We start from the raw sequence: 26768 nt of genomic DNA, 5'->3' as shown, positions 1-26768 counted from the left end.
CGGGCGTTCTCGTTATAAGTCTGGGCACTTTTAGTGACAAGTCGTTGTATGCCGAACATGAGCCAAACCGAACCGCTAGACCAAGATCCCGTGTTCCAGCTGAAGGGCAGCATGCTCGCCATAACGGTGCTGGAACTGGCCCGTAATGACCTTGAAAGCCTCGATCGGCAACTGGCTGCCAAGGTCGCCCAGGCGCCGAACTTCTTCAGCAACGCGCCGCTGGTACTGGCCCTGGACAAACTCCCGGCCAACGGTGGCGCAGTCGATCTGCCCGGCCTGATGCGCGTCTGTCGCCAGCACGGCCTGCGCACCCTGGCTATCCGCGCCAGCCGTATCGAAGACATCGCGGCCGCCATCGCGGTCGACCTGCCGGTGCTGCCGCCGTCCGGTGCCCGTGAGCGAGCGCTGGACCTGAACGAAGGGGTCGTTGCGAAAAAGCCGGAAAAACCAGCGGAACCGACGATCAAGCCAACGAAAATCATCACCTCGCCAGTACGTGGTGGCCAGCAGATCTATGCCCAGGGCAGCGATCTGGTTGTGATCTCCTCGGTAAGCCCGGGGGCGGAACTTCTCGCCGATGGGAACATCCATGTATACGGCCCGATGCGCGGTCGTGTGCTGGCGGGCGTCAAGGGCGATACCAAGGCACGGATTTTCTGCCAGCAAATGAGCGCTGAACTGATCTCCATCGCCGGTCATTACAAGGTTTCCGAAGATCTGCGCCGCGACCCGTTGTGGGGCTCGGGCGTCCAGGTCAGCCTGTCAGGCGACGTGTTGAACATCATTCGGCTTTAACGGATACTGCCGCATTTTCCAAGCATCTCTAAAACGTAGCGAAAACGGCTCAAACGAAGTAGGAAACAGGCTACAGACAGTGTTTACCGGGGGTAAATGCCGTCTGCGGCCACATTCCAGCCAAGGCTGTCCAACTGCTGTAGTTTTCAAGAGATGTTTTTCAGGGGCTAAAAGTCCTTTTTCCTTAGGGGTGAAACACCTTGGCCAAGATTCTCGTGGTTACATCCGGCAAGGGTGGTGTGGGTAAGACCACCACCAGCGCCGCTATCGGTACCGGCCTCGCTCTGCGCGGTCACAAAACAGTCATCGTCGACTTCGACGTCGGTTTGCGTAACCTCGACCTGATCATGGGTTGCGAGCGCCGCGTGGTATATGACTTCGTCAACGTGGTCAACGGCGAAGCCAACCTGCAGCAGGCCCTGATCAAAGACAAGCGCCTGGAAAACCTCTACGTGCTGGCGGCCAGCCAGACCCGCGACAAAGACGCGCTGACGGTCGAAGGCGTGGAAAAAGTCCTGATGCAACTCAAGGAAGACTTTGAGTTCGTGGTCTGCGACTCCCCGGCGGGTATCGAAAAAGGCGCTCACCTGGCCATGTACTTCGCTGACGAAGCGATCGTCGTGACCAACCCGGAAGTGTCCTCGGTACGTGACTCCGACCGCATGCTCGGCCTGCTGGCCAGCAAGTCGCGCCGCGCCGAACGCGGCGAAGACCCGATCAAGGAACACCTGCTGATTACCCGTTACCATCCAGAGCGCGTGAGCAAGGGCGAAATGCTCGGCGTCGAAGACGTCAAGGAAATCCTCTCGGTGACCCTGCTCGGCGTGATCCCTGAATCCCAGGCGGTGCTCAAGGCATCCAACCAGGGCGTTCCGGTGATTCTCGACGACCAGAGCGATGCCGGGCAGGCCTACAGCGACACCGTCGACCGCCTGCTGGGCAAAACCGTGGAACATCGTTTCCTCGATGTACAGAAGAAGGGATTCTTCGAGCGCCTGTTTGGAGGCAATTAAACAATGAACCTTTTTGACTTCTTTCGTGCCAACAAAAAGCAAAGCACCGCGTCGGTAGCGAAAGAGCGTCTACAGATCATCGTGGCGCACGAACGCGGCCAACGCAGTACCCCGGACTACCTGCCAGCCTTGCAGAAGGAATTGGTCGAGGTGATTCGCAAGTACGTCAATATCGGGTCCGATGATGTGCACGTCGCACTGGAAAGCCAGGGCAGCTGCTCGATTCTGGAACTCAATATCACCCTGCCAGATCGCTGAGTCGATCCGGCTGGAGCCACGGCGGCTCAGAACCCTCGCTCCTTTACTAGGGACCGAGGGTTCTGAGTCGCCGTTGGCGTTTGTTACGAGGCTGTTTTATGCCGCTGTCCAATATCCACATCATCCATGAGGACGCCGCTGTCCTGGTGGTCAACAAACCCACCCTGTTGCTCTCCGTGCCCGGTCGGGCCGACGATAACAAGGACTGCCTGATCACCCGCCTGCAGGAAAACGGTTACCCGGAAGCGCGAATCGTCCATCGCCTGGATTGGGAAACATCCGGCATCATCCTGCTGGCCCGGGATCCCGACACGCACCGCGAACTGTCCCGACAGTTTCACGACCGCGAAACGGAAAAAGCCTACACCGCCCTGTGCTGGGGCCAGCCCGAGCTCGACAGTGGCAGCATCGACCTGCCGCTGCGCTACGACCCGCCAACCAAGCCACGCCACGTGGTGGACCATGAATTCGGCAAACACGCCCTGACCTTCTGGCGTGTACTGGAGCGCTGTGGCGACTGGTGCCGCGTCGAACTCACGCCGATCACCGGACGCTCGCACCAATTGCGCGTGCACATGCTGTCGATCGGTCACCCACTGCTGGGCGACGGACTCTACGCCCATGAGCAAGCCCTGGCCGCCTGGCCACGACTCTGCCTGCATGCCAGCATGCTCAGCTTCACGCACCCACAAAGCGGTGAGCGACTGCGCTTCGAGTGCCCTGCACCTTTTTGAGCCAATAACCGCGCAAGCCCTTGAAAACGCCCTTGCACTCAAGGGCGTTCTTCATTTCTTGTTACAACATGTCAAACAGCCGTGCACCTGCATTGCCCCAGGCCAATACGGTAAACTTGCGCCTCTGTTGCCTGGAGCTACCTATGCGCGAAGCGCTGCCCCCCCTGGAAAAAACACCGCATCAGTTGCTCTACCTCATTTATGGCAACCAGGATGTTTACCGGCGCGAAGCCAAGTTCAGCATGCTCACCGCCCTGGCACAGCTCAAACGGGGTGAGTCGCTGTGTATCAGGGTCATGACCGATCGCCCCCAGGATTATGCTGGCTGGCCGGTCGACACCATCGCCCTGAGCGAGCAGACCCTGGCCCAATGGCAGGGCGAAAACGGCTATCACCACCGACGCAAGGCCTGCGCCATCGCCCAGGGGCTGAAGCTTGCGCACAAGACCCTGTTCGTCGACACCGATACGCTGTTTCTCGAATCACCCCATCGCGTCTTCGAAAAGATCGGTCCCGGGCGCTATGTCATGGACCGTTTCGAGTACGACTGGAGCTACGTCTGTGAACGCCCGGACTACGTCAAGCTCGGGCGTTGCCTGCAAGCCCACGGCATCTCGTCCAACAACAGTTTCAAGCTGTATAACAGCGGTCTGTGCGGTGTCACCGACGGTGATACGCCCCTGCTCGAAGAGTCGATCCGCCTGATCGATGAATGGACCCAGGGCTCATTCGACATCCACACCATCGAGCAGATCGCCCTGTCGTTCGCGATGCGCAACCAGCCCGTCCAGCAAGCAAAGAAGTTCGTTTATCACTACTTCGCTGAAAAACGCTTCTTCCACGCCATGCAGAAGCATTTTTTCAGCCGTCATGGCGAGCCGTTCCGCCCCGAGCTGCCGACCCTGTGCACCGAAGTCCCACGCTGCAAACCCGTGCCTTCGCCGTGGCAGCGCCTGCGCATCAAGTGGAAACTGCGCAACAAGCACAAGAGCGTGAAAAAGGTCGGTCGCGACTTGCTGTATGGCAGCGCGGCGCCGGATCATCCGTATTACGAAGTGTGCCGCCATGAGTGGTGGGAGTCCGCCTCCCGGGAAATCCTGCGCTGGGAAGAAGACAAACAGAAAAGGTTCTTCGGCGCGGACAAGGGTCGCTGGCCAAAACACCTGCCCCGGCCGGCGAAATCCTCGGACGAGCAAACCATTATCGCTTATCTGCGCGAGCGGATGGCCGATTGACCGCCTGGCAAGCCCTGCGCTGAAAGCTCTTGCCCAATGCGCCGGGCCAATACGTTAAACTGGCGCCATTGCTGTCTGGAGCTACTTATGCGCGAAGAGTTGAACCAAGGCCTGATTGATTTTCTCAAGGCCTCCCCTACCCCGTTCCACGCCACCGCCAGCCTTGTTCAGCGACTGGAAGCGGCCGGGTTCCAACGCCTGGACGAACGCGAGCCGTGGAACACCGAAGCCAACGGTCGCTACTACGTTACCCGTAACGACTCCTCGATCGTCGCGATCAAGATGGGCCGGCACTCGCCGCTGCACGGTGGCATTCGCCTGGTTGGCGCCCATACCGACAGCCCGTGCCTGCGGGTAAAGCCTCAGCCAGAATTGCAGCGCCAGGGTTTCTGGCAATTGGGCGTCGAAGTCTATGGCGGCGCCCTGCTGGCCCCCTGGTTCGACCGCGACCTGTCCCTCGCCGGCCGCGTCACCTTCCGACGTGACGGCAAGGTCGAAAGCCAGTTGATCGACTTCAAGGCGCCGATCGCGATCATTCCCAACCTGGCCATTCACCTTAATCGTGAAGCCAACATGGGCTGGGCCATCAATGCCCAGACCGAGCTGCCACCCGTACTTGCGCAATTCGCCGGTGACGAGCGCGTGGACTTCCGCGCGGTGCTCACCGACCAGTTGGCCCGCGAACACGGCCTGAACGCCGATGTCGTGCTGGATTACGAACTGAGCTTCTACGACACCCAAAGCGCCGCCGTCATTGGTCTGCATGGGGACTTCATCGCCGGTGCGCGCCTGGACAACCTGCTGTCCTGTTACGCCGGCCTGCAAGCGTTGCTGACCACCGACACCGACGAAACCTGCGTATTGGTGTGCAATGACCACGAGGAAGTCGGCTCCTGCTCGGCCTGTGGCGCCGACGGCCCGATGCTGGAACAGACGTTGCGCCGCCTGCTGCCGGAAGGTGACGAGTTCGTGCGCACCATCCAGAAATCCCTGCTGGTCTCGGCCGACAACGCCCACGGCGTGCACCCCAACTACGCCGACAAGCACGACGCCAATCACGGCCCGAAACTCAACGCCGGCCCCGTGATCAAGGTCAACAGCAACCAGCGCTACGCCACCAACAGCGAAACCGCCGGGTTCTTCCGCCACCTGTGCATGGCCGAAGAAGTACCGGTCCAGAGCTTCGTGGTGCGTAGCGACATGGGTTGCGGCTCGACCATCGGGCCGATCACCGCCAGCCACCTGGGCGTGCGCACCGTGGACATCGGCCTGCCGACCTTCGCCATGCATTCGATCCGTGAACTGTGCGGCAGCCATGACCTGGCGCACCTGGTGAAGGTGCTCAGCGCGTTTTACGCCTGCCGCGAATTACCGTAATACTCTCGGTTGCCGGCAAACCAGGCGACGCGGTGTGTCAATCACACCGCTTTCGCTGGCAAGTCGGATCGCCGCACCGTAGCGCCTACAAGGTTTTACTCAAAAGCCACCTAGACTTAAATTATCCCTTTCGACAAGGCAGTCGCCATGATCACGATGTCCTCGTTCCACGCCATGCTGATCCCTATTCTTATCGGAATGATCATGCTGGCAGTCGGTTTCAACTTTCGCGACAAGAACGCTGGCGTGCTTGCCATGTGGCTCGGCATGTTGCTGATCCTGGCCACGGTGATCTACAAGATCCTCGCCAAACTCAACGAATAAATCCCCGCCTCGGCTCGCATTGGTTTTGACGGGCTCGTACACTCGGTCGATCTGCCCATTTCGAGGTTGACCGCCTAGTGTTCGCTCGTCTATTTGCCCTGCCGTGTCTTTTTCTTATCTGCCTGATGACGCTGATGCCGTCAGCGCCCGCCCAGGCCGTCGGGCTGCCGAGCCTGCTTGGCAGCCAGGCAAAACCCCAACCCGAAGCGCAGGAACCCCTCGGGCAATCCCTTGATGAAGTGATCAAGTCGCTGGAGAACGATCAGCAGCGCAGCAAGCTGCTGGCGGATCTGAAGAAGCTGCGCGACGCCACAAAAAAAGCCCAACCGGTCGCCGAGGAAGGTGTTCTGGGCCTGATTGGCGGAACACTGGCCAGTTTCGAAAAGCAGTTTTCCGGCGCCGACAGCCCGATCACTCGCTGGTCCAACGAGTTCGACCTGGCCAAGGATGAATTGACGGCGCTGGTGCTGCCGGCCAACGAGTGGCTGCCGATCATCTTCGCCTTTGCGATGATCCTGATGGTCTGGAGCCTGCTGGCGGCGGCGCTGATATGGGTCAGTCACCGGGTGCGCATGCGCTTCGGCCTGACCGAAGAACTGCCGCAACACCCCAGGGCCCTGGACATGCTGCGTTTCGCCCTGCGCAAGCTGGGCCCGTGGCTGATTGCCCTGGTCATCACGGTCTACATGAGCTACGCCCTGCCGTCGTCACTCGGCAAAAGCCTGGCCATGGTGCTGGCGTATGCGCTGGTGGTCGGCACCTGCTTCTCGGCGATTTGCGTGATTGCCTTTTCCCTGCTCGACGGCCCGCACCGCCACCGAGCCTTGTATATCCTGCGGCACCAGGCCTTCCGCCCGCTGTGGTTGATTGGCAGTTTCGCCGCTTTCGGTGAAGCCCTGAGCGATCCACGCCTGATTGAAAGCCTTGGTGTGCACCTGGCGCATACCGCGGCGACGGTGGCCAACGTGCTGGCAGCATTGTCCACGGGGTTGTTCATCCTGCGCTTCCGTCGCCCGATTGCCCACTTGATCCGCAACCAGCCACTGTCCCGGCGCCTGACCCGCCGTGCCCTCAGCGACACCATCGATATTCTCGGCACTTTCTGGTACGTACCGGCGCTGGTGCTGGTGGGGATCTCCCTTTTCGCCACCTTCGTCTCCGCCGGCGACACCAGCACCGCGCTGCGCCAGTCGCTGATCTGCACCGTGCTGCTGGTGTTGTGCATGGTCATCAATGGCCTGGTGCGCCGTCATGCCCTAAAGCCGCAACGCGGGGCAAAGCGTCACGCACTGTATTCGGAACGCCTGAAAAACTTCTTCTATACCCTGGCCCATCTGTTGGTATGGCTGGCCTTCATTGAACTGGGCCTGCGGGTCTGGGGCATGTCGCTGATCGGCTTCACGGAAGGCGAAGGCCATGAGGTCAGCGTCAAGCTGTTCAGCCTGGTCGGCACGCTGATCTTTGCCTGGCTGATCTGGATTCTCAGCGACACCGCCGTGCACCATGCCCTCACCCGCTCGCGCAAAGGCCTGGCCAACGCCCGCGCGCAGACCATGATGCCGCTGATCCGCAACGTGCTGTTCGTGGCGATTTTCATCGTCGCGCTGATTGTCGCCCTGGCGAACATGGGCATGAACGTCACGCCACTGCTGGCGGGTGCCGGTGTGATCGGCCTGGCCATCGGTTTTGGCGCACAATCGCTGGTGGCCGACCTGATCACCGGGCTGTTCATCATCATCGAAGACTCCCTGGCCATCGACGACTACGTGGACGTCGGCGGGCATCTGGGCACCGTCGAGGGCCTGACCATTCGTACCGTGCGCCTGCGGGACATCGACGGCATCGTCCACACCATTCCGTTCAGCGAAATCAAGAGCATCAAGAACTATTCCCGGGAGTTCGGCTACGCGATCTTCCGTGTCGCGGTGCCTGCCAACATGGACATCGACAACGCGATCAAGCTCATGCGCGACGTCGGCCAGAAAATGCGCACTGACCCGCTTCAACGGCGCAATATCTGGTCGCCGCTGGAGTTTCAGGGCGTGGAAAGCTTCGAGTCCGGCAATGCGATCCTGCGGGCCCGGTTCAAGACAGCCCCGATCAAGCAGTGGGAAGTTTCACGGGCATTCAACCTGTCGCTCAAACGACATCTGGACGAAGCCGGGCTGGACCTGGCAACACCGCGCATGAGCATCCAGGTGGTGACGGCGGGCGGCGGTGAAGAAAAGGGCTAAACCCCTAAACGCAGAACAAAAAAAATCCCCGAACCAGTCGGGGATTTTTTATGTTCGATCAATCAGCCCGGGGGCGGATCAATCTTCGCGGTAGCGACGCAGCTTCAACTGCTTACCGGCAACGCGAGTGTCCTTCAGCTTGGTCAGCAGCTTCTCCAGACCATCTTCCGGCAGCTCGACGAGGCTGAAGCTGTCACGCACCTGGATGCGACCGATGGCTTCACGCGCCAGGCCACCCTCATTGAGGATAGCGCCCAGCAGGTTCTTGGCAGCGATACCATCACGCGCACCCAGCGCGGTACGGCAACGAGCACGGCCTTCGCCCAGCGGCATTGGTGCGCGACGCTCGCGATCACCACGCTCTGGACGATCACCGGAACGCTCTGGACGATCGCCACGCGGTGCGTTGTTCGGCACCAGTGGACGTTCTTTCTCGATAGCGGCCAGGTTCAGCGCTTGACCGTTGGTAGCCTTGCGCAGCAGGGCTGCGGCCAGGGCACGCGGGCTGCAACCGATGTCGGCGGTCAGGCGATCGAGCAGATCACCGTGGGTCGATTCGGCTTCAGCCACCAGCGGCGACAGACTGTTGGTCAGTTTCTTGATGCGCGCATCCAGAACGGCTTGAGCGTCTGGCAGGCGAACTTCAGCAACCTTTTGACCGGTTACACGCTCGATCACTTGCAGCATGCGGCGCTCACGCGGAGTCACCAGCAACAGCGCACGACCTTCGCGACCGGCACGGCCGGTACGGCCGATACGGTGAACGTAGGACTCCGGATCGTACGGCATGTCAACGTTGAACACGTGAGTGATGCGCGGAACGTCCAGGCCACGAGCAGCAACGTCGGTCGCCACAACGATGTCCAGACGGCCATCCTTGAGGGAGTCGATCACGCGCTCACGCTGGTTCTGGGCGATGTCACCGTTCAGCGCAGCGGCTTTGTAGCCTTTGGCTTCCAGGGCACTGGCCAGGTCCAGGGTCGCTTGCTTGGTACGCACGAACATGATCAGGGCGTCGAAGTCTTCCACTTCCAGCAAGCTGAGAACGGCAGAAGTCTTCTGGTCAGCGTGAACCAGCAGGTGGGCCTGCTCGATCGCGGTAACGGTCTGGGTCTTGCTCTGGATCTTCACGTGCTTCGGATCGCGCAGGTGGCGCTCAGCGATGGCACGGATCGACTGCGGCAAGGTGGCCGAGAACAATACGGTCTGACGGGTTTCCGGCATGGCCTTGAAGATGACTTCCAGGTCGTCCATGAAGCCCAGCTTGAGCATTTCGTCGGCTTCGTCGAGAACCAGGTGGTTCACGGTCGCCAATACTTTTTCGTCGCGACGCAGGTGGTCGCACAGACGGCCCGGAGTGGCGACAACGATCTGTGCGCCATTACGGATTGCTTTCAATTGTGGGCCCATCGGCGCGCCGCCGTAGACAGCCACAACAGTTACGCCCGGCATTTGCTTGGCGTAGGTTTCGAAAGCGGTTGCAACTTGTAGCGCCAACTCACGAGTTGGGGCCAGGATCAGAGCTTGCGGCTCGCGCTTGGACGGATCAATGCGGTGCAGGATAGGCAGGGCAAAGGCAGCGGTTTTACCGGTACCGGTTTGCGCCTGGCCAATCATATCGTGACCGGCGAGAATGATCGGGATCGACTGCTGCTGAATGGCCGAAGGCTCTTCATAGCCGGTAGCGACTACTGCAGCGACAATATTAGGGTGAAGTTCAAGAGCGGCGAAGCCGCCGATTTCCTGGGTCATGGGTCTGCCTCTAAGTGCATCCGCAAAGACCCATGCTCCAAAGCTGCGCATGCCGTGTTGAGACTCAAGAGTCGCCCTGGCAGCTTTGTCGGCGGGGATTTGCGAAAACGAATGAATGAAAGAATCGTTTAGGAAGAGTTCGCTGGGCGAACGTGCAACCGAATATGACTTCGGGGAATTGCGCCACCTAAACGCGGCCCGGCTAAAGGCCGGCGCGCACTATACCGGAATTTGCTGAAAAAGGGAGCTTTTTTTATCGCAAAACTGCCGCGTACGGCGTTCTGTCACAGGCTTTGCAGAGAATCGCACGAGCGACTACTTTTCAAAGGCCCCGTCCCGCGGGCGTTAGCGCTAAAACGGTTCACCCATCCGCCACGGACCTTGGGTCTGCGCGCCCTCTCCCGCTCGAGGAAATGTTGCATGAAAGAGCTCAATACCAGCCGCGTGAGCCGTGAAAAGCACGGTCATGTCCTGATGATCGGACTGGACCGGGTCGCCAAGCGCAACGCCTTTGATCTGCACCTGCTCAATGAATTGAGCCTGGCCTACGGTGAGTTCGAGGCCGACAGCGAAGCACGGGTGGCCGTGGTCTTCGGTCATGGCGAACATTTCACCGCCGGCCTGGACCTGGTCAATGCCAGCGCGGCACTGAGCGAAGGCTGGCAAGCCCCGCCCGGCGGCTGCGACCCGTGGGGAGTGTTTGCCGGGCCCCGGGTCAGCAAGCCGGTGATCGTCGCCGCCCAGGGTTACTGCCTCACCATCGGTATCGAGTTGATGTTGGCCGCCGATATCAACCTGTGCGCCAGCAACACCCGCTTCGCGCAAATGGAAGTGCAGCGCGGCATCTTCCCCTTCGGTGGCGCCACATTGCGCCTGCATCAAGTGGCCGGCTGGGGTAACGCGATGCGCTGGATGCTCACCGGCGACGAGTTCGATGCCCATGACGCCCTGCACCTGGGGCTGGTCCAGGAAGTCATGGCCAGCGAGGATCTGATGCCGCGGGCGATTGAACTGGCCGAACGGATAGCTCGACAGGCGCCGCTGGGAGTGCAGGCAACGCTGCTATCTGCCCGGCAGGCCCGCTACGAGGGCGAAACCGCCGCTGCGCAGGGGTTGCCGGCGCTGGTGAAGAAGTTGTTGGCCAGCGAGGATGCGCAGGAAGGGGTGAGATCGCTGGTTGAGCGGCGGCCCGGGGTTTTCAAGGGGCTTTAATTTTGTGTTGTCCTTGATGGACTCTTCGCGGGCAAGCCCGCTCCCACAGTGACCGGAGTTGCCCACAAATCTTGTGTGCAAACTCAATACCTGTGGGAGCGGGCTTGCCCGCGAAGAGGCCGGGACAGTCAGCGCAGTTACGTCGCCGGACGAATGCAGTTGATCAACGACTGCAACGAATACCCCAACCGTGGCGCCAATGCTTCGGCCCGGGCGGTCAGGCCCTCCATGTCCAGTACCTGATCCAGTTCCGACGGCACGATCAGGATCACGTTGCCTTCCTTCACCGGCAGCTCCCAGTAATGCCGATGATAAAGCCCGCGCAGCAAAGCCGCGCCCAGCGGCTTGCCATCGTCGGTGGCCCATTGGTTGATCACCAGCCAGCCCCCCGGATTCAGGCGTTTCTGGCAGTTTTCCAGGAACGACCAGGCCAGGTGCCCGACACCCGGACCGACGTCGGTATACAGGTCGACGAAAATCAGGTCGGCAGGTTCAGCGGTGTCGAGCAGCTCCAGGGCATCGCCCACGCGGATATACAGGCGCGGATCATCGTCCAGCCCCAGGTATTCGATCGCCAGGCGCGGCACATCCGGGCGCAGCTCGATGGCTTCGACATCTTCCAGCGGCAGGAACTTGAGGCAGGCCTGGGTCAGCGTACCGGCACCAAGCCCCAGGAACAGCGCGCTTTCCGGTTGTTCATGGCACAGCGCGCCAATCAGCATCGCCCGGGTATAGTCATACTCGAGCCAGCTCGGATCGGCCGTGAACACGCAACTTTGCTCGATGGCATCGCCGAATTCGAGAAAACGGTAATCGGCCACTTCCAGCACGCGAATCACGCCAAACTCGTCCTGCACCTCGGCGAGCAGATGCTCGACGCGCTCCTCAGTCATTTCGTCTCCTGATCGTTGCCGGGCCTTCTTGGGCAATCCGCAACGCGATAAACCGCAGCATGAAGCGGCAAAAGCGCGATTGTCCGCGAAGCGACGGGAACAGGTCACGCACTAATTGCTGATAACATGGACGCCCGAGCGTAAAACACTAGAGATCATGATGAGCCAACCCTGGAGCCCTGACAGCTGGCGCGCCCTGCCGATCCAGCAACAACCCCAATACCCCGACGCCGCTCATCTGCAGCACGTCGAGCAAACCCTGGCCAGCTACCCGCCGCTGGTGTTTGCCGGGGAAGCCCGGGAATTGCGCCGTCAGTTTGCCGAAGTGACCCAGGGGCGCGCGTTTTTGCTGCAGGGTGGCGATTGCGCCGAAAGTTTCGCCGAGTTTTCCGCCGCGAAAATCCGCGACACCTTCAAGGTGCTACTGCAAATGGCCATTGTCATGACGTTCGCGGCCGGTTGCCCGGTGGTGAAGGTCGGACGCATGGCCGGACAATTCGCCAAACCTCGCTCGGCCAACGACGAGACCATCGATGGCGTGACACTGCCGGCCTACCGCGGTGATATCGTCAACGGTATCGGTTTCGATGAGAAAAGCCGCGTACCGGATCCGGAACGCCTCCTGCAGTCGTACCACCAGTCCACCGCGACGCTCAACCTGCTGCGCGCATTCGCCCAGGGCGGGTTTGCCGACCTGCACCAGGTGCACAAGTGGAACCTCGATTTCATCGCCAACTCGGCCCTGGCGGAAAAGTACAGCCATCTGGCCGACCGCATCGATGAAACCCTGGCATTCATGCGCGCCTGTGGCATGGACAGCTCGCCGCAACTGCGCGAAACCAGTTTTTTCACCGCCCACGAAGCGCTGCTGCTCAATTATGAGGAAGCCTTCGTTCGTCGTGACAGCCTGACCAACGACTATTACGACTGTTCGGCGCACATGCTGTGGATCGGCGACCGCACCCGGCAACTCGATGGCGCACATGTCGAATTCCTGCGCGGGGTGAACAATCCGATCGGGGTCAAGGTCGGCCCGAGCATGAACCCCGAGGACCTGATCCGCCTGATCGACGTACTCAACCCCGAAAACGATCCGGGTCGCCTGAACCTGATCGCACGGATGGGCGCGAACAAGGTCGGTGATCATTTGCCACAGCTGATCCGCGCCGTGCAGCGAGAAGGCAGGCAAGTGCTGTGGAGCTCCGATCCGATGCACGGCAACACCATCAAGGCCAGCAGTGGCTACAAGACGCGCGACTTCGCGCAGATCCTTGGCGAAGTGAAGCAGTTCTTCCAGGTCCACGAAGCCGAAGGCAGTTACGCCGGCGGCATCCATATCGAGATGACAGGGCAGAACGTCACCGAGTGCATAGGCGGTGCGCGGCCGATTACCGAAGACGGATTGTCGGATCGCTACCACACCCATTGCGACCCGCGCATGAATGCCGACCAGTCGTTGGAGCTGGCGTTCCTGATTGCCGAGACCCTCAAGCAAGTCAGGCGGTGAGCCAGTAACCTTTTTGCTGCCTGAAAGGCCGCCTTCGTCGGATCGCTTGCCCCGGGCGGCGATCCGACGAAGGCGTCAGGTCAGGCACCACCGACCTGAGCCAATGCCACACGCAACCTGTCCGCACTCGCCCGTGGACAATTCAACTGAACCTGCGCCAGTCCTAGCCAATCCGCCATACGTCGCAGATTAATAGCCAACGCCAGCATCCCCTCGTCATCCAGCCCCGTCTCTTCCTCATGCACCGCATGCACGGCCAACCGCCCGGTAGCCCGTTCGGCGCGCAGGTCGACCCGCGCGGCAATCCGTTCGTTGTGCAGGAACGGCAGCACGTAGTAGCCATAAACACGTTTGTCCGGCGGCGTGTAGATCTCCAGCCGGTAGCGAAAATCAAACAGGCGCTCGGTACGGCTGCGCTCCCAGACCAGCGAATCAAAAGGTGAAAGCAGCGCGCTGGCCTCAGTCTTGCGCGGCACCCTGGGCTCGGGTAGGCAATAGGCCGGTTGCTTCCAGCCCTGGACTTCGCAGATGAGCAACTCGCCCGCCTCGACCAACTCAGCCAGCCGCGGACGACTGTCGCCAGGATTCAGACGGAAGTAGTCGCGTAAATCCTTCTCGGTACCCACGCCCAAGGCTGACGCGGCATGCAGCAGCAAACCACGCTGGGCCTCGGCTTCATTGAGCAGCGGCTGCGTCAGAACCTGCGAAGGGATGACCCGCTCCGGCAAGTCATAGAGCCGTTCGAAGCCACGCCTGGCGGCCACTGTCACTTCACCGGCGGCGAACAGCCATTCCAGTGCATGCTTTTCCGCGCTCCAGTCCCACCAGGGCCCTGCCCGTTCCTGGCGAGTCGACAGGCTGCCGGCACCCAACGCACCCCGCTCTTGAACGCAGGCCAGCACCCGGCGAACCGTGTCTTGCTGCTCTCGACCGAAATGCGCCAGTTGCTGATAGATGTCTTCGCCGCGGCTTGCCCGCCGCATTCGCCAGCGCATCAACGGGTAAAGCGACAGGGGCAGCAAGGATGCTTCATGACCCCAGTATTCGAACAGGGTACGGTGTCGCCCCTGGCTCCAGGCAGCCTGATCAAGCAAGTCGGCCGAATAATGGCCAAGCCTTGAAAAAAGCGGCAGGTAGTGTGAACGCACCAATGCATTGACCGAGTCGATCTGCAAAATGCCCAGGCGCTCGATCAATCGATTGATCCCGGCAGGCTTGACTGGCGCTGGCGAAGGGCGCCCGGTAAAACCCTGGGCGGTCAGCGCCAGACGCCTGGCTTGCTTCAAGGAAAAAGACAGGGATGCAGGCATCTGGCGGCTCATCAACAAGGGTCTCCCCACCTTAGCGTCAGGCAGGAAAAACGCCAATGCCTATGCCTCATCGCTTGAGCGGATCATCCCAGAAGGAGCGGGTTGACTCCCGTCGGACATCGGCTCGACTCAAGCCAATATCGCGCAAGCAGTCATCGCTCAGTCGCGCCAGCTCGGTGCGATCCCTGCTCAGTTGGCGCCAGCGCTGCAGTTGCGTGACCGCCGCCAAAACCGGCTGTCGAAACCTGTGCAGTGCATCGCGCACGCCATGCCTCGCGCCCCTTCCTTCAATGCCTCGTCGTTCCATGACACCACTCCTCAATGTTGGGGGAGAGGATCTTCTGTCAGTGCGCAAACGGGTTCCAGCAAAGCTCCATGACCAGCTGTTTCGGGCACACGCCTACCCCATCAGCCCGGGCTTCTGCTGGGATGACGGGGTAGTGACAGGACATTTCCATAGGACATCAAGCTACTTTCCATTGCCCATCGGGTCTTGCCAGAAGTGCAGTTCCGCTTCGTGGGCGACGTCGGCACGACTCAAGCCGATGTCCTTCAGTGCTTCGTCACTCATGCTCGCCAGCATTTCGCGCTCACGGTGCAACTCGTACCAGCGGCTGACCTTGTGCAACAGATCAGATATCAAGTGGATCGAATGTTTTTCAGCGCCATGAAACTCATGTTGACCTTTCATCTTGTTGCCCTCCGTTTGGATGGCTCAAGTCTCTGCCCGGGGCTAAGATCAATCCAACGAATGTTTCTGATGGTAACCATCTCGGAGATTGATGCATGTCGGCCTACCCGAGTATCGATACCGAAGTGCTGCGCACTTTCGTCGCCATTGCCGACCAGGGTGGCTTTACCCGCGCCGGTGAGTTGGTCCATCGCACCCAGTCAGCTGTCAGCATGCAGATGAAGCGCCTGGAAGAAGACGTGCTGCAGCGCCAGTTGTTCCAGCGTGATGGACGCCAGGTACGGCTCACGGCCGAAGGCCAGGTTCTGCTGGGTTATGCACGGCGAATCCTCAAGCTGCACAGCGAGGTGTTCAACACCTTGCGAGAGCCGCACATGGTCGGCACGGTGCGCATCGGCACACCGGATGACTACGTGATGCGTTTCCTGCCGGGGATCCTGCGCCAGTTTGCACAGTCCTACCCGCTTATCCAGATCGAAGTGCACTGCGAATCGTCAAAACAACTGCTGATGCGCCAGGACCTGGACCTGTCCATTGTTACCCGTGAGCCGGGCAGTGAAATCGGCCAGTTGTTGCGCAAGGAACGTTTTGTCTGGGCCGAGGCGCAGTGCTACAGCGCCCACGAGCAGACGCCGTTGCCCCTGGCGATGTTCAACAGCGATTGTTTCTGTCGGATCTGGGCCTGCAATGCCCTTGATGCCCAAGGGCGCGATTATCGAGTGGCGTACAACAGCGACAGCCTGTCGGCAATCATGGCGGTGGTCAGTGCTGGCCTGGCGGTCACTGCGCAACTGGAAAGCCTGATCACCGCGGACATGCGCATCCTCGGTGCAGCCGAGGATCTGCCAGTACTGCCAGAGGCCAGCATCATGCTGGTGCGCAACCTGCATAATCCGTCACCGATCACCGAGTGCCTGGCCGAACATATCGTCGAAGGCTTCATGCTTTGAAGGCAAGCATGACTGCACAGAAAAGCAGAAAGCCGCAAAACAAGGCGCGCAACAAACGTTCCGGCAGGCTGTGGGCGATCTTCACGCCCCAACTGATGCTCATCAATCCGCCGATTGCCAGTGGCACGCCGATCATCCAGTTCACCTGGTGATGCAACCCATAGGTGATCAGCGTAACGCCAGTGCTCGGCAGTGCCAATGCCAGTGACAAGCCCTGGGCAACGACCTGGGTGGTGCCGAATACGCTGGTCAATACTGGTGTCGCCACCACTGCCCCACCCACGCCAAACAAACCGCCCATGGTGCCGGAGGCGGCACCGAGCACGCCCAGCCATGGCCATGAATAGTTCATCTGCGCAGACGGCGGTGTGCTGGCCATGAACATCCGCGCCAGGTTGTAGGCGCAAAGCGCGATCAAAAACACGACAAATCCGATACGCATGGTCTGCGCATCGACCCCCACCGCCCAGATCGATCCAAGCCAGGCGAAGCAGAATCCCATCACGGCAAGCGGCAGCGCGTGGCGTAATTCGATCCTGTTGCGCTGATGGTAGCGCCACAGCGCCAGCATCACGTTCGGCACCACCATCACCAAAGCGGTGCCTTGGGCAATCTGTTGATCGAGACCGCACAGTACGCCCAGCAACGGAATGGCGATCAATCCCCCGCCGATGCCGAACAGGCCGCCAAGGGTCCCCAGGGCCGCACCGAAAACCAGGTACATCAGAAACTCGAGCACAGCGTATCTCTCCCATAGCCAGGGGATTCATCCTACGCAACTGGCTCTAGCGTGGAAACGCACAGCCACGCACAATGGCTATGCCAAACTCGCACAAGCATCGAGCCCTTCATGAATCCCAATCTACTGACCGAGCAACTGGGCCTGTTTCTCGACGTATTGGAAAGCGGCAGCTTTTCTGCAGCGTCCCGCCGTCATCCACTGACGCCTTCGGCGGTGGCGCGGCGCATCGACAGCCTGGAGAGCGCCGTTGGCAGCCAGTTGTTCATTCGCAGCACTCATGCGGTGCGCGCTACGCCGGCAGGGCTGGCATTCGCCGAACGCGCACGGAGAATTGTCGCCGAATTGCGCCTGGCCCGGGCAGAAGCGGTGTCCCTGAGCAGTGCGCCGGAAGGCCTGATTCGCATTGATGCTCCGGCCGCCTTCGGACGGCGCCACCTGGCACCGGTGATTGCCGATTTTCTGCTGCTCTATCCCGGCCTCGACGTGCAACTGCAACTGATCGACAGCTTCGTCGATATGCAGGGCCTGAACCTGGGCAAGGTCGATCTGGTATTGCGTGCCGGGCAGTTGGCCGATACCCGGTTGGTGGCCACGCCGCTGGCGAGCATGGTGCGCATTGCCTGCGCCAGCCCCGACTACTTGCAGCGCCGCGGCGTGCCGAATGATCCGGCGCAACTGGTCGAGCATGACGGTCTCGACTGGGCGGGCCTGGCCCCACCTTTCGCGTGGCGCTTCGAACGGGATGGCCAGATGCAATTGCATCGGCCAACGCGCGTACGCATGAGCGCCAACAATGCCGAAGCGCTGATCTGCAGCGCACTGGCCGGCCTGGGCATCGCCCACCTGCCGACCTGGCTCGTCAGTGAATACCTGTTACGTGGCGAACTGCTGCCTTTGTTCTGCGAGAACGGCCTGCCGAAACCGGAAAGCTCCGGGATCTACGCGTTGCGCCTGCAGCAGCAGCCGAACTCCCGCAGTCGCCTGCTGCTGGAATACCTGAAAACCCGGTTCAGCCCCATTCCGCCATGGGACCTGGTACTGCAAACCAAACTGGGCCGGCACTAGTCAAGAATTATCTGGCGCGTTAAAGATTTGCCCGCTAGATTCATGAAGATCACTGATCAAGGCTTCCAAATGACCACCAAGCGCGACACACCGGATAACTGCGACGCCCTGCTGCTGGACAATCAGGCCTGCTTCGCCCTGCACTCCACTTCGCTGATGATGACCAAGGTCTACAAACCCCTGCTGCAGGCGTTGGGCCTGACCTACCCGCAATACCTGGCGATGATGGTGCTGTGGGAACAGGACGGTTTGACCGTAGGTGAAATCAGCGCTCGCCTGTTGACCGACCCTGGCTCGCTAACGCCGCTGCTCAAGCGCCTGGAGGCCGAAGGTGTGCTCAGCCGCACCCGCAGCCGTGAGGACGAGCGCGTGGTGATCGTCGAACTCACGGAACAGGGCCGAGCCTTGCGTGACAAGGCCCGGAACATCCCTCAATGCATCCTCGGCGCCAGCGGGATGACCCTGGAGCGACTGCAAAAGCTTCAGGCGGAGCTGCAAGAACTGAGGCGTCATCTACAAGAAAACCTCTGATTTTCAAACCCCCGAAAGCCCCCTGCGGGAGCGAGCCTGCTCGCGATGGCAGTGTCACATTCAACAGACATGTTGACTGACGCACCGCCATCGCGAGCAGGCTCGCTCCCACAGTTGTTCTGCGCTTGGGTTGAAAATTCAAATGATCCGCATTTTTTTCAGAAATTTATCTTGCGCGCTAAACATTAGCGCGATACATTCATCTCGCACTTACTTAGCGCGCAAACATTTAGCGCAAAAACACACAACCCGAACGAGGCTTTCACCATGCAGACTCTCTACACCGCAATCGCAACTTCCACCGGTGGCCGTGACGGTCGTGCGATCTCCAGCGACAACATTCTCGACGTCAAGCTCGCCACCCCTAAAGAGCTCGGCGGTGCTGGCGGAGCGGCGACCAACCCGGAGCAACTGTTCGCCGCCGGCTACTCCGCCTGCTTTATCGGCGCATTGAAATTCGTCGCCAGCCAGACCAAGCGCAAGATCCCCGACGACGCGTCGATCACCGCCCACGTCGGCATCGGCCAGATCCCTGGCGGCTTTGGCCTGGATATCGACCTGCACATCAGCCTGCCAGGCCTTGAGCTTGCCGACGCGCAAACCCTGGTCGAGGCGGCCCATCAGGTCTGCCCGTACTCCAACGCCACCCGTGGCAACGTTGATGTACGGCTGCACGTCACCGTCTAACCCCGGTACGCTACAACGCCTCAACGTGCTGAGCCTGGTACCGGAAATTGTGTTCGTTCGATAATTTGCGGATGTACAGAATCCCCTGTGGGAGCTGCCGCAGGCTGCGATCTTTTGATCTTGCAGGCACAAAAAAGCCCGACTCGATGGTCGGGCTTTTTCATTCCTCAAGCAGTGCTTATTTAGCACGGCCTTTGTAGGAACCGCCTTCGCGGGTATCGATCTCGATCATGTCGCCGATTTCGATGAAGTCAGCAACCGACAGTTCGGTACCGTTCTTCAGTTTGGCAGGCTTCATCACCTTGCCGGAAGTGTCACCACGAGCGGACCCTTCGGTGTAGTCAACCTGACGCACGATGGTGGTCGGCAGCTCTACGGAAACCAGACGGCCTTCGAAGAACACGGCTTCGCAAACGTCGGTCATGCCTTCTTCGATGAACGGCAGAACGCTTTCGATGTCTTCGGCGTTCAGTTCGTACATGGTGTAGTCGGTGGTGTCCATGAACGTGTAGCTGTCACCGCTGATGAAGGACAGGGTCGCTTCTTTGCGGTCCAGGATCACGTCGTCCAGCTTGTCGTCGGCGCTGTAGACGGTTTCGGTCTTGTAACCGGTCAGCAGGTTTTTCAGCTTGGTCTTCATGATCGCGCTGTTACGGCCCGACTTGGTGAATTCAGCTTTCTGAACCAGCCAAGGATCGTTGTCGATACGGATCACGGTACCGGGTTTGAGTTCTTTACCAGTTTTCATTGCGAATATCCGAATTTGGATGGGATTTACAAAAATCTAGGCCGCGTATCATATCCAATTTACATAAAACTGTACCAGCGCTGCGGCAAGATCGGTATGCGAGGCCTGTTCCAGACACCACGACTCGGCATGTTTTTGCAGCTGTGGCCAGTGTTTGCGAGTCAATTGCCAGTGGTCGGTCATTGTCTCACCGGCATTCCAGGCCCGCCAGAGACCGCTGATCGCTTCGCCAGCCGCAGCTGGAAGGTCCTTGACGTAAAGCGCAAGGAAGGCCTCGAGCTTGTCCAGGTGAACGTCCTCCTCCTGCTGGTAGATGTGCCACAGCAAAGGTCGACCTGCCCACTGCGCTCGCACAAAGGAATCTTCGCCGCGTACGGCGTTGAAATCACAGCACCACAGCAACGGGTCGTACTGGTCCTGTCGGACGAACGGCAATACCTGCACGGTCAAGGCATCGCGCACATGCAGCGCCCCGGCCTGCAGGCCCTGCACATTCAGCCAACGTTCGACGTCTCCCAGGATCCGTCCTTGCGGCACCAGCAAATGAGTGGGTGTCGAATCGCTGGCCAAGGTGTCCAGCCAACTGGCCAGCCCGGCATTTTCATAGGCAAACAGTGAAATCAGCAGTGCACCGGGTGCGCGGTCGACTCCCAGGCCTGCCAGGAAGGTGCGCTGCGCCTCGGGACTCTGCTGGAACTGCCGACGCCGTTCGAGCAATCCGCTTTCACGCAGCAGGCCACCGGTACCTTTGTGGAACCCCGGGAAGAAAAAGTGCTTCTGTACGTGTTTGTATTTTACCGACGGCAAGCCGTGGCAGCCGATCACCCAGTCCTCGGCGCTCAGGTAGTCGAGGTTCATCCACAGCGGTGTCTTATCCCGCAGGGCCATGGCGTCCATATAGGCGCCTGGCAACTGACAGGCGAACGCGGCGATCACCACATCCGCCGCCTCTACCGGTTGCCACTCAGCAGACCAGTGACATACCTCGACACCCTGCTGCCATTGCCGGCCAGCTTGAGTGTCGATCTCTGGGCACAGGCGCTCGAAGGCACGCAGATCGTCGACCCACAAACGCACCGCTACCCCATGCTCGGCCACCAGTTGCCGCGACAGTCGCCAGGTCACGCCGATGTCGCCAAAGTTGTCGACCACGGTGCAAAAAATATCCCAGCGGGTTTTCAAATCAGGCATTCCAGGCTCCCGTTGGCAAAGGCACCGATTGTCCGCATAAATCAACCCGCGCAGAAGAGCCGACGACGATAATTCTTCGTGCGACAATCGTCACTCGCCCGCGACCCCTTCGCCAGGAGGCAACCATGCCCTACCGCCCTACACCGCGCCGATCCGTTTCGATTCAACTCAATGCCCTGCAACTGACCGGCAGTATCGCCCTTGGCATGTGGCTGGGGTTCATGGCCATTGTGTTGACCGCCTGGCTGGTGTCCCGGCTGTTTTTCAACGAACAGCTGGCACCGGTCGCGACAGCGCTGGAGCAACTGGCCAAACCACCGGCGGCGGCTCGACCGGTGCCGGACATTCCACCACAGAGCCCGTTGTTCGAGCAGTATGAAGAAAACCTGCGCAAGAACGAGCAGGCCCAACGACTCGATCAGGCACGCAGCAGCAATCGCAACCTGTCGAACCCCAAATGCCAGTTCTGGTTGCAACAGGACCAGACGGCACCGAGCGAAAAAAGCCGCGCCAATGTCCTGCAATTCTGCGATTGATCATGAATAAAAACACGGTACACCAACTGATTCTCGACAAGCTGCGGATCGATCTCGACATTGCCGAGCGTGCCGCGCAAACCGCTTACGAAACCGCGACCCACGAAGAAAACATCGCCGAAAACAAGTACGACACACTGGGTCTGGAGGCCTCCTACCTGGCCGCCGGGCAGGCCAGGCGGGTCGAAGAGATTCGCCAGTCACTGGCGCTTTGCCAGAACCTGGCATTGCGCCCGTACGACGAGCGACGGGGCATCGAGGTAGGGGCACTGCTCGGCCTGGAAGACGAAAAGGGCCGCGAGCAGTGGCTATTCCTGGCGCCGGATGCGGCGGGCCTGAAGGTTGACCTGGTGGGGCAACTGATCACCGTCATCACCCCCCGCTCACCGCTGGGCAAGAGCCTGCTGGGCAAGTTCGAAGGCGACGAGGTGGAGATTCTGGTGGCGGGCGCTCGGCAACAGTTTGCTGTCACCGAGGTGGTTTGACCGGCTGTCCTGCCTGCGAGGCAGGACGCGTTATCAGTGAACGGGCAGTTCGACGCCGTCGAACAGCTCTTCCAGCTCCTGCTTGTTGTGGCACTGGATGGCCTTGGCCATGACTTCGCGGGTCAGGTGCGGGGCGAACTTCTCGATGAAGTCGCACATGAAGCCGCGCAGGAAGGTGCCACGACGGAAACCGATCTTGGTCACGCTGGACTCGAACAATTCGCTGGCATCGAGCACCACCAGGTCGCTGTCGAGCTTGGTATCGACCGCCATCTTCGCCACGATGCCAACACCCAGGCCCAGGCGCACGTAGGTCTTGATCACATCGGCGTCAGCGGCGGTGAACACCACCTTGGGCGTCAGGCCGCGATGGCTGAAGGCTTCGTCGAGCTTGGAACGGCCGGTGAAACCGAAGACGTAGGTCACGATAGGGTATTCAGCCAGGGCTTCGAGGGTCAGCTTCGAGAGCTTGGTCAGCGGGTGCCCCTGAGGCACGACCACGCAGCGGTTCCAGCGATAGCAAGGCATCATCACCAGGTCGCCGAACAGCTCGAGGGCTTCGGTGGCAATGGCGAAATCCACGGTGCCATCGGCGGCCATCTCGGCGATCTGCATCGGCGATCCCTGGTGCATGTGCAGGGCAACATCCGGGTACTGCTTGATGAAATTGCTGATCACCGGCGGCAAGGCGTAGCGCGCCTGGGTGTGGGTGGTGGCGATCGACAGGGTGCCTTTCTTCTCGTTGGAGAACTCCTGGGCGATCTGCTTGATGCTTTCGACCTTGCGCAGGATCTCGCCAGCGGTGGTGATGATGCGCTCACCGGCTGGCGTGACGCGGGTCAGGTGCTTGCCGCTGCGGGCGAACACTTCGACGCCCAATTCGTCTTCCAGCAAGCGGATCTGTTTACTGATGCCCGGCTGAGAGGTGTAGAGACTTTGGGCTGTAGCGGAAACGTTGAGGTCGTGGTGCGCCACTTCCCAGATGTAGCGCAATTGTTGAAGCTTCATATGAATCCCTCAAAGCTGGTAGACGCCACGGGCATCAGCGACGGTATATAACTATATTAATGGTTTGAAGAATAAATCTAGAACTTTTTATCAAAATGCCATTATTCGCTCGCGCTCTAGCGATCCCCTTGACGACGACGTTGCACCAGCGGCACCAGGTAGACCGGTACCTTGGCCAGTTGCAACACCCGCGCTGCGGTCCGGCCCAACGGTGTTTCAGCACCCGCACCATGGCTGTGGCTGCCTACGATCAGCAAATCCACCGAGAGTTTCTGCGCCTGGTCGAGAATCACCTGCGACGGATCTCCCTGCAGCACCCGTACCGCCTTGATCCGCTTGAGGTCCTGCTCCCCCTCGTCCCCCAGCTCTTCGCGAAAATTGTCGAGCACCCGCTGCTCGATGCCGGCAATCACTGTGTTAAGACCCTGGCTATGAAATTCGTTCAACGCCTGCTCATCGAGATAACTTTGCAGCACCGATTCGGCGAACAGCCCCATGGGTTCGACGGCGTGCACAACATACAGGTCGGCATTGAATGTTCGCGCCAATTCCAAGGCATGCTGCATCACCACAGGCGCGTACAACCCGAGGTCAGTGGCGTACAGCATCGAATGAATCATAGGACCTCCTCACGTGCCAATATGGCGGAGATTGATTCAGCTTAGCAGTGCCTTGGCGAGTACGACGTCCGGCGTAACACGTTGAACCGCGGGCTTAAACCTTTTGCTCGTTGCTTATGCCATGTGGCACATGGCCGGTGGCGACCACTTCACGGGCCAGCTCGCAATGGCCGGCCTGATCGTCGAAAAACACGTCCGCGGCAAAGGCTTCAAGGAAGGCAGACTTGGTAAGGCCTCCGAGGAACAGCGACTCATCCAGGCGAATATCCCACTCGCGCAACGTGCGAATCACTCGCTCATGGGCCGGCGCCGAGCGCGCCGTGACCAGTGCCGTGCGAATCGGACAAGCGTCATCCGGGAACTCGCGCTGCAGCAGATTGAGGGCGGCGAGGAAGCCCTTGAACGGCCCACCACGCAAGGGCTCGCGTGCCGCTTCGCGCTCGCTGGCCTGAAACGCTTCCAGGCCTCCAGCCTGATAAACGCGCTCGGACTCGTCGGAAAACAGCACGGCATCGCCGTCAAAGGCAATGCGCAGTTCATCGCTGGCCGCACGGCTGGCGCCACCGGACAGAATGGTCGCCGCGGCGAACCCGGCATCCAGCGCACTGCGAACGTCTTCGGCGTGGGTCGAAAGAAACAGATCGCAGCCAAAGGCCTTGAGGTAGGGATACGGACTGCGCCCACCGACAAACGCCGCACGGGAAATCGCCAGGCCATAGTGGTGGATCGAGTTGAACACGCGCAGGCCGGTGTCGGCGCTGTTACGCGACACCAGGATGACCTCGACCCGGGCGCGGCCAAGGTGGGCGTTGAGGTTGAGGAGTTTCTGCACCAGCGGGAAAGCGTCACCGGGCTCGAGGATTTCGTCTTCGTGTTCGATCTGATATTGCCGGTAAGCCTCGACGCCACTCGACAGGTAGACCTTGTGGCTTTCGCTCAGGTCGAACAACGCCCGCGAAGAAATCGCCAGCACCAGCTTCTCGTCTATGGACTTCGGCATCCGCTTCCCCCTCCGATTGATCGACTCAGGTATTACGTCGATCGATGAAACTCAAACTGCGATACATCGCCTCGATGCGGGGCATTTCACAACCGCCAGCCTTCGCCGCAGCCAGTGGCCGGGCGTAGATGGCCTCCAGCTCCAGCGGCCGCTTGTGCAGAAAGTCGTGGTACATGCTGGGCCAGTAGTCGGGCATCCGCTGCGTCACCTGCAAGAGCTGCTCGGCATAGCTGGCTGGGACGTCGTGACCGCAAGCGTTCGCGCCCTCGATCACTTCAGCCATCAGTGACCTGATCAACTCGTGGCTGTCGGCATCAGCCATCAGCGGTGTAGTACTGGCTCCGAGCAAAACCGACAGGCCGTTGTACGGGATATTCCAGACCAGTTTCTGCCAGCGCGCCTGGTGAAGGTTCGCCATCGCCTGGGCGTCGATCCCGGCCTCACGGAACAGCCCGACCCCCTCCTCGACTATGGCCGCGCGCGCAGGCTGATCGGACGTCGGCCCGCTGTGATAGCCGACATGCACCGCCCCCAGCGCCTGGTGGGCAATGACCCCGGGGCCCTGGCGATGGACGCAGATATAGCAGAGCCCGCCCAGCACATGCAGGGCGTCGGGAAGAACCTCACGCAGACTGTCTTCGACGTCCAGGCCATTTTGCAATAGCAAGACCCTGGCATTCGGTGCGGCCGCTTGCACGATAGCGGGCGCGAGATCGCGGTTACTGGTGGTTTTGGCGCCGACCAGCAACCAGTCGCAGGGTGGCATGTCTTCGGCTGCCGAATAGGCCTGCACCGGATTCAGCGTCAGCGCACCATGGACCGCGCTGTGGAGCTGCAAACCACGCTCGGCCACCGCGCTAAACTCGCTGCGCAACAGAAAATGCACATCGAAACCGGCCTGCGCCAGCATCATCCCGTAGAACCCGCCGATCGCGCCGGTTCCGATAATGCCGATTCTCGGCTTGGCGACTGCATCCGTCATGGCAACTCCTCTGCTGTTCTATTTAGCGCCAGCCCCAAGGCCGTGTTGAGTTCGGCGCGAGTCAGGCGCGATCTCAGTGCCCCGAAGAATTCGCCGTCGCGTACGACAAACAGCGCCGGCAAGTGAAAGACCTGATAGCGCTCGACCACCCCACCATTGTTGCCGGCATCGATCCAGCACAATCGATCGACATCCAGATCGAGCGCAGGCAACTGCTCGCGGGCAAAACGGCAACTGGCGCAGCCGACACTGGTGAAAACAACCAGCGATACACCGCTCATCCCCAGCAGCCGTTGGTCGGCGTCAAAATCGGTCAGTTCCAATTCGACCACTATACTGGGGGAAACAATGTCAGATGGCCGACACATGGAGTCCGTGCTCATGGGACGTTTTCTTCCTCATCCTGACGATATACCTGTCGAGTTGACGTTGCTCAAACCAGAGTGCATTTCGCGCCAACAGCTGCACACTATCAGCCTCGGGGGCATGGCTTGCAATTATCACCGCGCCTGGCGCCACGGTACGGCGCTGAAAGTGCGCATGCCGAGCCTCAACCCGGACTTGTGCTTTCTAGGTTACGTGGCGTGGTGCCTGCGACGAAAGCGAGGCTACCTGGTCGGTATTGCCTTCGTCGACGAACAGACGCTTTTCAGTGCCCGCATGGGCGAGCAGGTGTGCCAGATCGAGCGATACTGTCGCCAGCATGATGCCCACAACGACCTGCAGGGTATCCAGGCCCTGGCGCTTGAGTGGGTCCAGCAACATGCCGACGAGTTCTCCCACGACACGGTTCGCAAGGCTTTTGCACAGGCAGTGCTGGATTAAACCGGGCCAGCCCATTGTCGAGCCACGGTGTAACGCGCTAAGGTTCCGCTCCCCGACGCGCTT

30 protein-coding genes are annotated in these 26768 nt (G+C 60.3%); 17 read left to right on the top strand and 13 right to left on the bottom strand.

The genetic code is table 11. From position 1 onward, the window contains the following. Nucleotides 1-57: 57 nt before the first annotated feature. The 8 genes from minC to NQL71_RS03650 all read left to right on the top strand — a co-directional run bounded on the left by minC (nucleotide 58) and on the right by NQL71_RS03650 (nucleotide 7970). The gene (gene minC, locus NQL71_RS03685) at nucleotides 58-795 is read left to right on the top strand and encodes a septum site-determining protein MinC (protein ID WP_046818010.1); all 738 of its coding nucleotides are present in this window, start codon (nucleotides 58-60) and stop codon (nucleotides 793-795) included. Nucleotides 796-995: 200 nt separating this feature from the next. Beyond that, nucleotides 996-1808 (top strand): septum site-determining protein MinD, encoded by an 813-nt coding sequence (gene minD / locus NQL71_RS03680; protein WP_046817963.1) that lies wholly within the window; start codon nucleotides 996-998, stop codon nucleotides 1806-1808. A 3-nt stretch (nucleotides 1809-1811) separates the two neighbouring features. Beyond that, nucleotides 1812-2066 (top strand): cell division topological specificity factor MinE, encoded by a 255-nt coding sequence (minE, locus tag NQL71_RS03675; RefSeq protein ID WP_007974947.1) that lies wholly within the window; start codon nucleotides 1812-1814, stop codon nucleotides 2064-2066. A gap of 98 nt (nucleotides 2067-2164) precedes the next feature. Further along, nucleotides 2165-2800 carry an RluA family pseudouridine synthase gene (locus NQL71_RS03670; RefSeq protein WP_020800410.1) on the top strand — a complete coding sequence of 212 codons (636 nt, stop codon included), beginning with the start codon at nucleotides 2165-2167 and terminating at the stop codon, nucleotides 2798-2800. Between the two features lie 143 nt (nucleotides 2801-2943). Next, nucleotides 2944-4035: a hypothetical protein gene (locus tag NQL71_RS03665; RefSeq protein ID WP_166620358.1), complete on the top strand. Its 1092-nt coding sequence runs from the start codon at nucleotides 2944-2946 to the stop codon at nucleotides 4033-4035. An 87-nt stretch (nucleotides 4036-4122) separates the two neighbouring features. Beyond that, nucleotides 4123-5412 carry a M18 family aminopeptidase gene (locus NQL71_RS03660; protein WP_046817960.1) on the top strand — a complete coding sequence of 430 codons (1290 nt, stop codon included), beginning with the start codon at nucleotides 4123-4125 and terminating at the stop codon, nucleotides 5410-5412. Between the two features lie 147 nt (nucleotides 5413-5559). Beyond that, the gene (locus NQL71_RS03655) at nucleotides 5560-5736 is read left to right on the top strand and encodes a hypothetical protein (RefSeq protein ID WP_162837837.1); all 177 of its coding nucleotides are present in this window, start codon (nucleotides 5560-5562) and stop codon (nucleotides 5734-5736) included. Between the two features lie 77 nt (nucleotides 5737-5813). Next, nucleotides 5814-7970, top strand: coding sequence for a mechanosensitive ion channel family protein (locus tag NQL71_RS03650; RefSeq protein WP_077185492.1), 2157 nt, complete (start codon nucleotides 5814-5816; stop codon nucleotides 7968-7970). Between the two features lie 78 nt (nucleotides 7971-8048). On the opposite strand, the gene NQL71_RS03645 is transcribed toward NQL71_RS03650, so the two are convergent. Beyond that, nucleotides 8049-9722, bottom strand: coding sequence for a DEAD/DEAH box helicase (locus tag NQL71_RS03645; RefSeq protein WP_007973525.1), 1674 nt, complete (start codon nucleotides 9720-9722; stop codon nucleotides 8049-8051). Between the two features lie 420 nt (nucleotides 9723-10142). Here NQL71_RS03645 and NQL71_RS03640 point away from each other — a divergent pair, with 420 nt between their 5' ends. Then, a complete protein-coding gene (locus NQL71_RS03640) occupies nucleotides 10143-10934 on the top strand; it encodes a crotonase/enoyl-CoA hydratase family protein (protein ID WP_046817958.1) in 792 nt (263 codons plus the stop codon). A gap of 137 nt (nucleotides 10935-11071) precedes the next feature. On the opposite strand, the gene NQL71_RS03635 is transcribed toward NQL71_RS03640, so the two are convergent. Next, nucleotides 11072-11827: a spermidine synthase gene (locus NQL71_RS03635; protein WP_077185493.1), complete on the bottom strand. Its 756-nt coding sequence runs from the start codon at nucleotides 11825-11827 to the stop codon at nucleotides 11072-11074. A gap of 160 nt (nucleotides 11828-11987) precedes the next feature. Between NQL71_RS03635 and NQL71_RS03630 the strand changes: the two genes are divergently transcribed. Then, a complete protein-coding gene (locus NQL71_RS03630; protein ID WP_046817956.1) occupies nucleotides 11988-13334 on the top strand; it encodes a class II 3-deoxy-7-phosphoheptulonate synthase in 1347 nt (448 codons plus the stop codon). A gap of 80 nt (nucleotides 13335-13414) precedes the next feature. Here the strand turns inward: NQL71_RS03630 and NQL71_RS03625 are convergent, their stop codons facing one another. The 3 genes from NQL71_RS03625 to NQL71_RS03615 form a co-directional block, all read right to left on the bottom strand. Further along, nucleotides 13415-14644 carry a winged helix-turn-helix domain-containing protein gene (locus NQL71_RS03625; protein ID WP_274642282.1) on the bottom strand — a complete coding sequence of 410 codons (1230 nt, stop codon included), beginning with the start codon at nucleotides 14642-14644 and terminating at the stop codon, nucleotides 13415-13417. A 67-nt stretch (nucleotides 14645-14711) separates the two neighbouring features. Next, on the bottom strand, nucleotides 14712-14951 hold the full coding sequence (locus tag NQL71_RS03620; RefSeq protein WP_046817954.1) for a DUF1127 domain-containing protein: 240 nt from the start codon (nucleotides 14949-14951) through the stop codon (nucleotides 14712-14714). A 162-nt stretch (nucleotides 14952-15113) separates the two neighbouring features. Next, the gene (locus tag NQL71_RS03615; RefSeq protein WP_046817953.1) at nucleotides 15114-15335 is read right to left on the bottom strand and encodes a DUF1127 domain-containing protein; all 222 of its coding nucleotides are present in this window, start codon (nucleotides 15333-15335) and stop codon (nucleotides 15114-15116) included. A 95-nt stretch (nucleotides 15336-15430) separates the two neighbouring features. Between NQL71_RS03615 and NQL71_RS03610 the strand changes: the two genes are divergently transcribed. Next, nucleotides 15431-16285, top strand: coding sequence for a LysR substrate-binding domain-containing protein (locus NQL71_RS03610; RefSeq protein WP_046817952.1), 855 nt, complete (start codon nucleotides 15431-15433; stop codon nucleotides 16283-16285). Here the strand turns inward: NQL71_RS03610 and NQL71_RS03605 are convergent. After that, on the bottom strand, nucleotides 16275-17024 hold the full coding sequence (locus tag NQL71_RS03605; protein WP_166620360.1) for a sulfite exporter TauE/SafE family protein: 750 nt from the start codon (nucleotides 17022-17024) through the stop codon (nucleotides 16275-16277). The two genes, NQL71_RS03610 and NQL71_RS03605, sit on opposite strands and share 11 nt — an antisense overlap. A 111-nt stretch (nucleotides 17025-17135) precedes the next feature. Between NQL71_RS03605 and NQL71_RS03600 the strand changes: the two genes are divergently transcribed. The 3 genes from NQL71_RS03600 to NQL71_RS03590 all read left to right on the top strand — a co-directional run bounded on the left by NQL71_RS03600 (nucleotide 17136) and on the right by NQL71_RS03590 (nucleotide 19310). Next, nucleotides 17136-18092 carry a LysR family transcriptional regulator gene (locus NQL71_RS03600; RefSeq protein ID WP_046817950.1) on the top strand — a complete coding sequence of 319 codons (957 nt, stop codon included), beginning with the start codon at nucleotides 17136-17138 and terminating at the stop codon, nucleotides 18090-18092. A gap of 69 nt (nucleotides 18093-18161) precedes the next feature. Further along, the gene (locus tag NQL71_RS03595; protein ID WP_046818009.1) at nucleotides 18162-18623 is read left to right on the top strand and encodes a MarR family winged helix-turn-helix transcriptional regulator; all 462 of its coding nucleotides are present in this window, start codon (nucleotides 18162-18164) and stop codon (nucleotides 18621-18623) included. Nucleotides 18624-18890: 267 nt separating this feature from the next. Continuing rightward, complete coding sequence (locus NQL71_RS03590; protein WP_046817949.1) at nucleotides 18891-19310, top strand: organic hydroperoxide resistance protein; 420 nt, start codon at nucleotides 18891-18893, stop codon at nucleotides 19308-19310. A 178-nt stretch (nucleotides 19311-19488) separates the two neighbouring features. Here NQL71_RS03590 and efp read toward each other — a convergent pair whose 3' ends face one another. Both efp and earP read right to left on the bottom strand, forming a co-directional pair. Next, complete coding sequence (gene efp / locus NQL71_RS03585; protein ID WP_008057003.1) at nucleotides 19489-20058, bottom strand: elongation factor P; 570 nt, start codon at nucleotides 20056-20058, stop codon at nucleotides 19489-19491. A 48-nt stretch (nucleotides 20059-20106) separates the two neighbouring features. Next, nucleotides 20107-21249, bottom strand: coding sequence for an elongation factor P maturation arginine rhamnosyltransferase EarP (gene earP / locus NQL71_RS03580; protein WP_077185499.1), 1143 nt, complete (start codon nucleotides 21247-21249; stop codon nucleotides 20107-20109). 125 nt (nucleotides 21250-21374) lie between these two features. Here earP and NQL71_RS03575 point away from each other — a divergent pair, with 125 nt between their 5' ends. Beyond that, nucleotides 21375-21785: a hypothetical protein gene (locus tag NQL71_RS03575; protein ID WP_046817947.1), complete on the top strand. Its 411-nt coding sequence runs from the start codon at nucleotides 21375-21377 to the stop codon at nucleotides 21783-21785. A gap of 2 nt (nucleotides 21786-21787) precedes the next feature. Continuing rightward, a complete protein-coding gene (locus NQL71_RS03570; RefSeq protein ID WP_046817946.1) occupies nucleotides 21788-22270 on the top strand; it encodes a GreA/GreB family elongation factor in 483 nt (160 codons plus the stop codon). Nucleotides 22271-22303: 33 nt separating this feature from the next. Here NQL71_RS03570 and cysB read toward each other — a convergent pair whose 3' ends face one another. From cysB to NQL71_RS03545, 5 genes are all read right to left on the bottom strand, one after another. After that, complete coding sequence (gene cysB, locus NQL71_RS03565; protein WP_008049066.1) at nucleotides 22304-23278, bottom strand: HTH-type transcriptional regulator CysB; 975 nt, start codon at nucleotides 23276-23278, stop codon at nucleotides 22304-22306. A gap of 116 nt (nucleotides 23279-23394) precedes the next feature. Next, complete coding sequence (locus tag NQL71_RS03560; RefSeq protein ID WP_274642281.1) at nucleotides 23395-23898, bottom strand: universal stress protein; 504 nt, start codon at nucleotides 23896-23898, stop codon at nucleotides 23395-23397. A gap of 94 nt (nucleotides 23899-23992) precedes the next feature. After that, nucleotides 23993-24898, bottom strand: a complete 906-nt coding sequence (locus NQL71_RS03555; RefSeq protein ID WP_274642280.1) for a 5'-nucleotidase — start codon at nucleotides 24896-24898, stop codon at nucleotides 23993-23995. A gap of 25 nt (nucleotides 24899-24923) precedes the next feature. Continuing rightward, a complete protein-coding gene (locus NQL71_RS03550) occupies nucleotides 24924-25880 on the bottom strand; it encodes a putative 2-dehydropantoate 2-reductase (RefSeq protein ID WP_274642279.1) in 957 nt (318 codons plus the stop codon). Then, nucleotides 25877-26263, bottom strand: coding sequence for a YbbN family protein (locus NQL71_RS03545; RefSeq protein ID WP_077185501.1), 387 nt, complete (start codon nucleotides 26261-26263; stop codon nucleotides 25877-25879). Before NQL71_RS03545 ends, NQL71_RS03550 begins: the two co-directional genes overlap by 4 nt. Between NQL71_RS03545 and NQL71_RS03540 the strand changes: the two genes are divergently transcribed. After that, nucleotides 26262-26705 (top strand): PilZ domain-containing protein, encoded by a 444-nt coding sequence (locus NQL71_RS03540; RefSeq protein ID WP_046817941.1) that lies wholly within the window; start codon nucleotides 26262-26264, stop codon nucleotides 26703-26705. The genes NQL71_RS03545 and NQL71_RS03540 overlap by 2 nt on opposite strands. Nucleotides 26706-26768: the final 63 nt, after the last annotated feature.

It is taken from the genome of Pseudomonas serbica (genome assembly GCF_028823535.1).
Classification (GTDB): domain Bacteria; phylum Pseudomonadota; class Gammaproteobacteria; order Pseudomonadales; family Pseudomonadaceae; genus Aquipseudomonas; species Aquipseudomonas serbica.
This window is presented reverse-complemented; position numbering and strand designations above follow the sequence as displayed.